We start from the raw sequence: 9599 nt of genomic DNA on the forward strand, positions 1-9599 counted from the left end.
GGGTTTCGCATTTTGGTGTCAAAGATTTGACGAACCAGAGACGCTCCATCCGAAACTCAATCCTCCCTTGATCGCTTTTTCATAACGCTTCTGAAGCCAGCTCAACTTTGAATTGCCGACAGTTCGACATCCGTTGATGCTAAAAAACGCTCAAACAGTACTAACCGATGTTTTTCTTATCGTGAGGGATGTCACCAGAAAACTGACTGTTATACAGATCCGCATAAAATCCCCACTCCGCCAGTAGCTCTTCGTGAGTTCCCTGTTCGATGACCCGGCCTTCATTCATCACCAGGATCCGGTCGGCACTCCGGACGGTGGAGAGTCTGTGGGCGATCACAAAGCTGGTCCTCCCTTTCATCAATTCGTGCATCGCGGTCTGTATATGGACTTCTGTTCGGGTGTCCACACTGCTGGTCGCTTCATCGAGGATCAGAATGACCGGGTCAGCCAGGATCGCACGCGCAATCGTCAACAACTGTTTTTGTCCTTGGGAGATATTGGATGCTTCTTCGTTCAATATTGTGTCGTAACCTTCCGGAAGCGTACGGATGAAATGATCGGCATGGGCCGCTTTTGCCGCCTGGATGATTTCTTCTTCAGTGGCATCCTGACGACCATAGGCGATGTTTTCCCGTATCGTTCCGTGAAAAAGCCATGTATCCTGAAGCACGATCCCGAACAGACTGCGCAGATTTCCGCGTTGAAGGTCACGAAGATCGATGCCGTCAACCGTAATTTTGCCGTCATCGATTTCATAGAAGCGCATCAAGAGGTTGATCAGTGTGGTTTTTCCTGCACCCGTGGGTCCCACGATAGCGATGGTTTGCCCCTTTTTGATGTCGATATTCATATTTTCGATCAGGGGGACATCCTTTTTGTAGCTGAACTTGACATCACGGAACTGAACATCACCTTTCGGTGAAGAGATTATCCGGGGCTGAGCTGTTTCCGGTACTTCCTCCTCCTCATCAAGAATTTCAAAGACACGCTCAGCTGATGCAATCGTCGACTGGATGATGTTGGCGATATTAGCCGTTTGTGTGATCGGTTGGGAGAACTGTCTCGCATACTGGATAAACGCCTGGATATCCCCGATCTGAATCGCTCGGTGAGTGACCAAGACACCTCCGACGACGCAGATCAGCACATATCCGATATTATTGATCAAAGTCATCAAAGGCATGATGACCCCGGAGATGAATTGGGCTTTCCACCCCGAATCATACAGCTTTCTGTTGATCTTGTTGAAATTGGAGATGGATCGCTCCTCCCGACCGAAAGCTTTTACAATCTGGTGGCCGGTATACATCTCTTCCACATGACCGTTCAACTCTCCCAGTGCCTTTTGCTGTCCCATAAAATATCTTTGCGAACGGGAGGCGATCACAGTGGTCACGAGGAAGCTCAGCGGCAAGGTCAGGATGACGATGCCGGTCATCAGGGGGCTGATTGTCAGCATCATCACCACTACACCGGCAAGAGTGACCACCGCTGTGATCAACTGTGTCAGACTCTGTTGCAAGGTGTTGCTGATATTATCCACATCGTTTATGACGCGACTGAGGATTTCTCCATGGGTGTGGGAATCGTAAAATTGAAGGGGCAGGCGGGAAAGCTTCTCATTCAGATCCTTCCGCAGATGATAGACGGTTTTTTGGGCCACTTTTGCCATAATCAATTGCTGTATATAGCTGAACGCTGCACTCATCACATAAAGTCCGCCCAACATGAGAAGGATTTGCAAGATGGCATCAAAGTCCACTGCGGCATTGGGGGCTCCTTTTAGTTTCTTCATCATGCCTTCAAACAGTATGGTGGTGGCGTTACCCAGCAGCTTCGGGCTGACAATGGCAAAGACGGTGCCGAGCACAGCGGTGACCAATACAGCGAGCAATCGGAACCGGTAAGGCTTCAGGTAACGGATCAACCTTTTCATTGTCCCTCGAAAATCCTTTGCTTTTTCCGCCGGTATTCCGAACCCGCGCCCACCGGGGTGGCGATGGTGACCGCCGAATCCGCCCCCGGGTCTGTGCCCTTGTCGACTCATGCAATTTCCTCCTCTGACAGCTGTGAGGATACGATTTCCCGATAGACGTCACATGTTTTCATCAGTTCTCCATGGTTGCCGATCCCTGCGATCTTTCCCTTATCCAGTACGATGATCCGGTCCGCGTCCATCACTGTGCTCACTCTTTGGGCGACGATCAACACAGTGGAATCGGCTGTTTCTTGTTTCAAAGCCCTCCGAAGATTGGCATCGGTTTTAAAATCGAGTGCCGAGAAGCTGTCATCAAAAATGTAGATTTTCGGCCTTCTCACCAAGGCCCGGGCAATGGAGAGGCGTTGCTTCTGTCCACCTGAAACATTGGTGCCCCCTTGTGAGATCAGGGACTGATAGCCATCTTTCATTTCGGTTATAAATGGGGCAGCCTGGGCGATTTCTGCCGCATGCCGGACTTCTTCATCCGTTGCAGTTTCCTTGCCGTACCGGATGTTTTCCGCCACCGTTCCTGTGAAGAGAACCGCTTTTTGCGGGACCAGTCCGATTTTGTCCCGAAGTGCTTCCTGAGACATTTCACGCACATCCACTCCGTCCACCCGGATACTGCCGCTGTCCACATCGTGGAATCGGGGGATCAGGTGAATCAGTGTCGATTTTCCCGAGCCGGTACCACCTATGATCGCTGTCACCTCACCGGGACCGGCACGGAATGAGATATGGGAGAGAGCCGGTTTTTCCGCACCCGGGTAACTGAAGGTCACATCCAGAAATTCAACCATTCCCAGATTGTCATCCGCCTTCCGGACCTGTGGGGCATCGGTAATCTTTGGAACCAGGTCAAGCACTTCCCGGACCCGGTTGGCGGAAACAGATGCCCGGGGAATCATGACAAAGATTACGGATAGCATGATCAGTGAGTACATGATCTGCATGGCATATTGAATAAATGCCATTAAATCACCGACTTGCATATTTCCTTGATCTATGCGGATGCCGCCGAACCAGACAATGGCAATGGTTGAAAAGTTGAGGATCAGCATCAAGGTCGGCATCATGGCGGCCATGAGCCGGTTCACCCTTATTCCTGTCTCTGTGAGATCCCGGTTGGCGAAATCAAAACGTTTTTTTTCATGCTCGCCCCGGTTGAAAGAGCGGATGACCCGAATACCGGTCAGGTTTTCACGGGTTACGCGGTTCAATTTGTCCAGCTTGGTCTGCATGGCTTTGAATAGCGGAACCCCTTTGCGGGCGATGGTGAAGATGGCACTTGCCAGTACGGGAATGAGTGCTACGATGACCCAGGACAATCGGACATCCCTCGTCAGGGCCATCATGACCCCGCCGACACACATCATCGGTGCCATGACTGCCATACGCAGCATCATCATCAACACTTGCTGAATCTGTGCAATATCGTTGGTGGTTCGGGTGATGAGAGAGGCGGTTCCGATCTCATCAAACTCCCGCAATGAGAAGCTCTCCACATGGGTGAAAACCCGGCTCCGCAGGTCTTTGCCAAATCCCGATGCCACCTTGGAGGATAAAAAGCCGGCTATAACAGAACAGAGTGTGCCCCCGGCGGTTACCAGCAGCATCAAGCCGCCGATTCTCAAGATATAGGGGATATCACCCTTGACGATTCCCTGATCCACAATATCCGCCATCAAAGTGGGAAGGAATAAATCGGACAACACTTGGAAAAATGTTAAAAAAAACACCAGGAGAATCGCCATTCGGAAGGGCTTCAGAAATCGGAACAAACGGATCATCATCCTCCCCCCTCGGTACGACTGATTTCGGATGGCATTTTGCTTATAAAAGGAGCTCAAGTCTCATAGAATGGACATGTCCCGGGTGTAACCGAGCACACAACCGGGACATTCATGCTACAAAGGATATTGCAGGAAGGTTTGAGGTTGATCTGCAGCTGGAAGCCCGGGGATAACTCAAGAATCCCACGCCTTCAGGCGTGGGAAGTGATGTCAATCCAATGCTTGATCCACTTGCTTCACCATCTCATCCAGGGAAACCAGCCCGCCTCCGGAGAGATACCAATAGTCGGGATCCAGGTAGGTGATGTGTTTCTCTTTATATGCCTTGGTTCCTTTGACAAGATCGTTTTCCACGACTTGTTTGGCGGAGGATTGGCCACCGACTACAGCACCTCTGTCAATGACAAAGAGGTAATCCGGATCTTTTTTAACGATGTATTCAAAGGAAATGCTTTGGCCGTGGGTGGAAGCTTTGATGTTTTTGTCCACGGGCTTGACGCCGAAGACATCATGGATCAAGCCGAAGCGTGAACCTGTCCCGTAGGCGCTCACTTTCCCATCGTTTGCCAGGATGATCAAGGCGTTTTTGCCGGCGTCATTTGCTTTCTCTTTCAGTTTGTCGATATCTTTATCGATCGCTTCCAGTTCTTTTTTGGCTTCCGATTCTTTGTCGAAGATCTTGGCCAGCTGGTTCACATTTTCCCGGAAAGAGTCCATGTACCGGCTGGTGTCGACCCCCATGTAGATGGTCGGAGCGATCTCCTTGAACTGATCATACATCTCTGCCTGTCTTCCGGAGATGATGATCAAATCCGGTTGAGCTGCATGGATCTTTTCAAAATCGGGTTCTTTCAGGCTACCTACATTTTCATATTTGTCACTTTTAAATTTGGATAGGTATTTCGGGAGATTGTCTTGGGGGAGCCCGGTGACTTTCACTCCCAATTTGTCCAGTGTATCCAGGACACCAAAATCAAAGACCACAATTTTTTCAGGATTTTTCTTTACCTTGGTTTCGTCCAGTTCATGTTTGACGGTGAGGGTTTCTTGCTTCTCGTCGGCAGGGGATGCGCTCTCTTGACCACAGCCGGCGATCACCAGGGCGAAAGCGGCGGCAAGCAAGAAAAACATCATTTTTCTCATGTCTGATCACCTCTTAGGAATTTTTGGTATACCCTCTTACAAGCTGATTGATCTGATCAACGGTAGACTCAGGGTTGCAATCTTATGTGTAGTACAGACAAATCCGGTGGTTGTTAAAACGTTCCACATTGAAATCCATGTTGTAAATCTCTTTGAGGACGGAAGAGTGGATCATCTCATGGGGAGCTCCTTCCCGCACCACTTTTCCGTCTTTGAGTGCGACGATATGATCGGAGTAACAGGAAGCAAAGTTGATGTCATGGATGACGATCACCACGGTTTTGCCCAGATCATCCACCAGTCTCCTCAAGATCTTCATAATCTGGACGGCATGTTTCATATCCAGATTGTTCAGAGGTTCGTCCAGCAAAATGTATTCCGTGTCCTGAGCAACCACCATGGCGATATATGCCCGTTGTTGTTGACCGCCGCTCAATTGATCCAGATATCGGTGTTGGATATCCTCCAAATTCAAATATCGGATGGCTTCATCGACATGTTTCCAATCCGTCTCTGTCAATTTTCCTTGCGAGTAGGGAAAGCGCCCGAAAGAGACGAGTTCCCGGACCGTCAAACGGAGGGTGGTGAAGTTGGACTGTTTCAGAATCGATATTTTTTTGGCAAGATCCCTGTTTTTACTTTTGGTGAGGTCTTGATCATCGATGGTGATCTCGCCGGCATCCTTTGCAATCAGTCGGCTGATCATCGATAACAGTGTGCTTTTTCCGGCACCGTTGGGACCGATGAAGGAGGTAATCTTTCCTTTCTCAATCTGGATGGACACATCTTCAATCACCTGTTTACGGCCATATTTTTTAAAGAGATGGTTCACCCGAATCATGTTCGACTCCCCTTTAACAAGAGATAGATGAAATAGACCCCTCCGACAAAGTTGATGATGACACTTAACGTAGTGGTAAAAGTGAAGACTTTCTCCACTATCAGTTGACCACCGACCAGTGTGATGACGCTGATCAAAAGAGATCCCGTCAGCAAATATCGATGGCGGTAGGTTTTCATAAACTCGTAAGTGACATTGACAACCAGCAATCCAAGGAAGGTGATGGGTCCGACCAATGCCGTTGAGATGGAGACCAGCACGGCGATGATGATCAGAAACTGTTTGACCACATAGTCATACTCGACACCGAGGTTGACCGCCTGATCCCGTCCCAAAGACAAGACGTCCAGGTACTTGGCAAACCGGAGAAAGTACAGGGTGACCGCCAAAATCAAGGCTCCCGCGATCCACAGCAAATCGGTGTTGATGTTGTTGAAGCTGGCAAACATTTTGTCTTGTACAATCTGAAACTCATTGGGATCGATCAGGATCTGCATAAAGGAAGACAGGCTTTGGAACAGAGTTCCGAAAATGATCCCGATCAGGAGCAGGAAATAGACATTTCGTCCACCCCGAAACATCACTTTGTACAGCACTCCGGAAAATAAAATCATGATTCCGACCGTCATCAGGAAGTGGATATGGTTGTTCATCATGGTGAGGGTAGTGGAACCCACCATAAAGATCACAACGGTCTGGATGAGCAGATAGAGGGAGTCCAGACCCATAATACTGGGAGTCAGGATCCGGTTATTGGTGATCGTTTGAAACACAGTGGTGGAAAGGGCGATGGCGCCGCCAGTCAGTATCATGGCGAGTACTTTGGCGATCCGTCGCGGAAGGGCATAATCCCAATTTCCCCCGAGGTCGAGGAACAGATAGATCGTGACAACGACAGCAGAAACAGCCGTGAGCAGGATGGTTTTGGCCTTAGGTGTCATATGCCCTTCTCCTCAACAGCAGATAAATGAATATACCGCTTCCGATGATCCCTACGGTCAAGCTGATCGAGATCTCGTAGGGATAGATGACAATACGCCCGAGGATGTCGCAGAATAAGACGAAGACCGCTCCCAGTACGGCTGTATGAGAAAGGCTCTTTTTCAGATGATCCCCTTGGTAGATGGAAACGATATTGGGAATGATCAGGCCGAGAAAAGGGATCATTCCAACGGTCAAAACGACGGAGGCGGTCACCATGGCGACGATAGCCAGACCGATCCGGACAACCTGCTGATAATTCAATCCGAGGTTTTTCGCAAATTCTTCACCCATACCGGCAATCGTGAACTTATCTGCAAAAAGATAGGCAAATATAAGCAATGGGATGCTTATGTAAATCAGTTCAAACTGTCCGGACACAATCATGGAAAAATCTCCATGCAGCCAAGAAGACATATTTTGGATCAAATCATACTTATAGGCGATGAAGGTGGCGACGGAACTGATGATATTTCCAAACATCAGACCGACGAGGGGAATGAAAATCGTGTCCTTCATCTTAATGCTGTCCAAAATTTTCATAAACAGCAGCGTTCCGCCCAGTGCAAAGGCGAAGGCGATGAGCATTTTGATCAAGGGACTCGCCGATGCGAAGATGAGCAGTGAGACCAGGACTCCCAGTCGGGCGGCATCCATCGTTCCCGCCGTTGTCGGAGACACGAATTTATTGCGGCTGAGCTGTTGCATGATCAAACCGCAAATACTGATGCTGCTGCCCGCAATAATGATGCTGATGAGGCGGGGAAGCCGGCTGCTCAACAAAATCAGCGACTGACCATCCCCAAGCCGGAAAAGATCGAGGGGAGTCAGATCCTGAACTCCCACAAAGATGGAAATGACGGATAAAACGAATAAGGCGATCCACAAATATCTCAGTTTCACGAAAAATCCTTCTCCATATCCTATCGGATAAAATTGATATTCATTCTCATTTGTTTCAGATATCATTTTAGCATGTTATAAAGATTCGTCAACAGGTTTTGGGGGTATAAATAATTGTCACTATGGAAATCCCATGTTAAAGTTCCTTCCTGGAGTCGCACATCTATGTATCACAACAATGCTGAAAAGTTGGAGAGAGGGAGATGTATTAAGATGAGATTGGATGGAAAAGTGGCACTTATCACGGGTGCAGCTGGTGGACAAGGGAAAGAGGAGGCTTTTTTATTTGCCAAAGAAGGCGCGATCGTGGTCATAACAGATATACAAAAGGAGTTGTTGGAAAAAACGGGTGAAGAACTGATGAGGTTGTCTCCGAAATCCTCGTTTTTCCACCATGATGTGTCATCGGAAGAGCAATGGCAGCACATTGTCGCACAAGTGGTTGAAAAGTACGGAAGAATCGACGTTTTGGTGAACAATGCGGGGATTTCTCCTGATACTCGTTTGCTCGACACTTCGATGGATCTGTGGAATAAAGTGATGGCAATCAATGTGACGGGCACTTTCTTGGGAATGAAAACCGTCGTGCCGGTCATGAAAGAAAACGGCGGGGGATCAATCATAAACATTTCCTCCATTGCCGGATTAACCGGTGGCTCGGGAGCCAGTGCGTATACGGCATCCAAGGGGGCTGTTCGGATGTTGACCAAAGGAGCGGCCATTGAGTATGCGAAGGATTCCATCCGTGTGAACTCGGTTCACCCTGGAGTGATTGAGACGCCGATGACGGAAGAGTTGCTGAAAAATGAACAGGTGAAATCCATGCTGGAAGCCACCACCCCAATTCCCCGGTTTGGAAAACCGATCGATGTCGCTTACGGTGTGCTGTATTTAGCCAGTGATGAATCCAGTTTTGTTACAGGGATCGAGTTGCCCGTCGACGGCGGATATGTCGCACAATAGTCTTTCACCTCGGCAGGGGAACTTTCAAGAGCATTATGGTGGGCGGTTTGTGCGGGATGCCGAGCATGATGTGCACTTGCTGTGCGGCTCCTGTGGTAGTTGGGATGCGGAAAAGCCAAAGCTCCATCGGAGCCGCCATCGCCTATTGGATGAGCAATACGGCGCTCAACCCGGCTGTCCTGGTCTTTATGGCCTTTGTTCTCCCTTTGAAATTTGTGGTAATCCGTGTATTGCTAGGTTTGGTGCTCGTGTTTGGAGTGAGCCACCTGTTGAACCGATTGGCTCCGGAAAAATCAGTGGAGATGGAGAAAATCCTCCCTCCGCCCCGGGAACAGAGACTGCCGCAAACGCCTTTTATTCATCGGTGGTGGAAGCAACTGAAGGGTCTGACCTTAGCCATCGTTCCGGCTTATATAATCACGGTCTTCATCTTGGGGGAGTTCGGGTTTGGCTGTTTCCCGCGATTGACCCGGACTGGGGTAACAACCCCTTGACGATTATTGGCTTCGCCTTGGCGGGGATGCTGTTCGCCATTCCAACGGCGGGAGAGATTCCCATTGCACAGACATTCATGGCTGCCGGTTTGGGTGTGGGACCCGCCGCCGCTCTCATATTCACCCTTCCGGTGATCAGCCTGCCGTCGGCGCTCATGGTCAGCCGGGCGTTGCTTTGACGGGTCATCGCTGCTTTGGCGGGGATGATCTTGTTGCTCGGGATTCTGGGGGGATTTGTGGCCACGGCTTGGTTTTAGGGTGATGCACCCGAACCCCGGATGGGAAGGGGGACCGAGAGGAAAATGCTCCTTGAAAGAGAAGCCAGCTCCCCATACAGGAGGGAGCCGGTTTTTTGTTGTTACATAAAGTCCCGTACCAGCGGCTTCACCACGTCGATGGGGATGGCGAAGCTGATGGCCTGGGAAGGATAGACGACGAGGGTGTTGACCCCGATGGCCTGGCCGAGGATATTGAGCAGGGGACCGCCGCTGTTTCCC

Annotated in this window: 9 protein-coding genes; 3 read left to right on the forward strand and 6 right to left on the reverse strand. The window is 49.7% G+C overall.

Annotation, left to right across the window (positions count from 1 at the left end):
• Positions 1-160: 160 nt before the first annotated feature.
• The 6 genes from IEV46_RS16325 to IEV46_RS16350 form a co-directional block, all read right to left on the reverse strand.
• Positions 161-2050, reverse strand: a complete 1890-nt coding sequence (locus tag IEV46_RS16325) for an ABC transporter ATP-binding protein (RefSeq protein WP_188433605.1) — start codon at positions 2048-2050, stop codon at positions 161-163.
• Positions 2047-3774, reverse strand: coding sequence for an ABC transporter ATP-binding protein (locus tag IEV46_RS16330; RefSeq protein ID WP_188433606.1), 1728 nt, complete (start codon positions 3772-3774; stop codon positions 2047-2049). Before IEV46_RS16330 ends, IEV46_RS16325 begins: the two co-directional genes overlap by 4 nt.
• A gap of 213 nt (positions 3775-3987) precedes the next feature.
• Positions 3988-4920 (reverse strand): siderophore ABC transporter substrate-binding protein, encoded by a 933-nt coding sequence (locus IEV46_RS16335; RefSeq protein WP_188433607.1) that lies wholly within the window; start codon positions 4918-4920, stop codon positions 3988-3990.
• 82 nt (positions 4921-5002) lie between these two features.
• The gene (locus IEV46_RS16340) at positions 5003-5761 is read right to left on the reverse strand and encodes an iron ABC transporter ATP-binding protein (protein ID WP_188433608.1); all 759 of its coding nucleotides are present in this window, start codon (positions 5759-5761) and stop codon (positions 5003-5005) included.
• Positions 5758-6702: an iron chelate uptake ABC transporter family permease subunit gene (locus IEV46_RS16345; protein WP_188433609.1), complete on the reverse strand. Its 945-nt coding sequence runs from the start codon at positions 6700-6702 to the stop codon at positions 5758-5760. The genes IEV46_RS16340 and IEV46_RS16345 overlap by 4 nt, the downstream gene beginning before the upstream one ends.
• On the reverse strand, positions 6692-7645 hold the full coding sequence (locus tag IEV46_RS16350) for an ABC transporter permease (protein ID WP_188433610.1): 954 nt from the start codon (positions 7643-7645) through the stop codon (positions 6692-6694). The genes IEV46_RS16345 and IEV46_RS16350 overlap by 11 nt, the downstream gene beginning before the upstream one ends.
• Positions 7646-7858: 213 nt before the next feature.
• Here IEV46_RS16350 and IEV46_RS16355 point away from each other — a divergent pair, with 213 nt between their 5' ends.
• The 3 genes from IEV46_RS16355 to IEV46_RS16365 are packed head-to-tail and all read left to right on the forward strand — an operon-like array spanning position 7859 to position 9281.
• Complete coding sequence (locus IEV46_RS16355; protein WP_188433611.1) at positions 7859-8608, forward strand: SDR family NAD(P)-dependent oxidoreductase; 750 nt, start codon at positions 7859-7861, stop codon at positions 8606-8608.
• Positions 8609-8664: 56 nt separating this feature from the next.
• Positions 8665-9102, forward strand: coding sequence for a permease (locus IEV46_RS16360; RefSeq protein ID WP_229736188.1), 438 nt, complete (start codon positions 8665-8667; stop codon positions 9100-9102).
• A complete protein-coding gene (locus IEV46_RS16365) occupies positions 9099-9281 on the forward strand; it encodes a hypothetical protein (RefSeq protein WP_188433613.1) in 183 nt (60 codons plus the stop codon). Before IEV46_RS16360 ends, IEV46_RS16365 begins: the two co-directional genes overlap by 4 nt.
• The last annotated feature ends 318 nt before the right edge of the window (positions 9282-9599 follow it).

The sequence above is a fragment of the Kroppenstedtia guangzhouensis genome (genome assembly GCF_014637345.1).
GTDB lineage: Bacteria > Bacillota > Bacilli > Thermoactinomycetales > DSM-45169 > Kroppenstedtia > Kroppenstedtia guangzhouensis.

What these genes read in the sequence shown, in the direction of transcription:
- IEV46_RS16330 (WP_188433606.1), bottom strand. Translation starts at nt 3,774, where the DNA reads ATGATCCGTTTGTTCCGATTTCTGAAGCCCTTCCGAATGGCGATTCTC.
- IEV46_RS16340 (WP_188433608.1), bottom strand. Translation starts at nt 5,761, where the DNA reads ATGATTCGGGTGAACCATCTCTTTAAAAAATATGGCCGTAAACAGGTG.
- IEV46_RS16335 (WP_188433607.1), bottom strand. Translation starts at nt 4,920, where the DNA reads ATGAGAAAAATGATGTTTTTCTTGCTTGCCGCCGCTTTCGCCCTGGTG.
- IEV46_RS16325 (WP_188433605.1), bottom strand. Translation starts at nt 2,050, where the DNA reads ATGAGTCGACAAGGGCACAGACCCGGGGGCGGATTCGGCGGTCACCAT.
- IEV46_RS16355 (WP_188433611.1), top strand. Translation starts at nt 7,859, where the DNA reads ATGAGATTGGATGGAAAAGTGGCACTTATCACGGGTGCAGCTGGTGGA.
- IEV46_RS16360 (WP_229736188.1), top strand. Translation starts at nt 8,665, where the DNA reads ATGCCGAGCATGATGTGCACTTGCTGTGCGGCTCCTGTGGTAGTTGGG.
- IEV46_RS16345 (WP_188433609.1), bottom strand. Translation starts at nt 6,702, where the DNA reads ATGACACCTAAGGCCAAAACCATCCTGCTCACGGCTGTTTCTGCTGTC.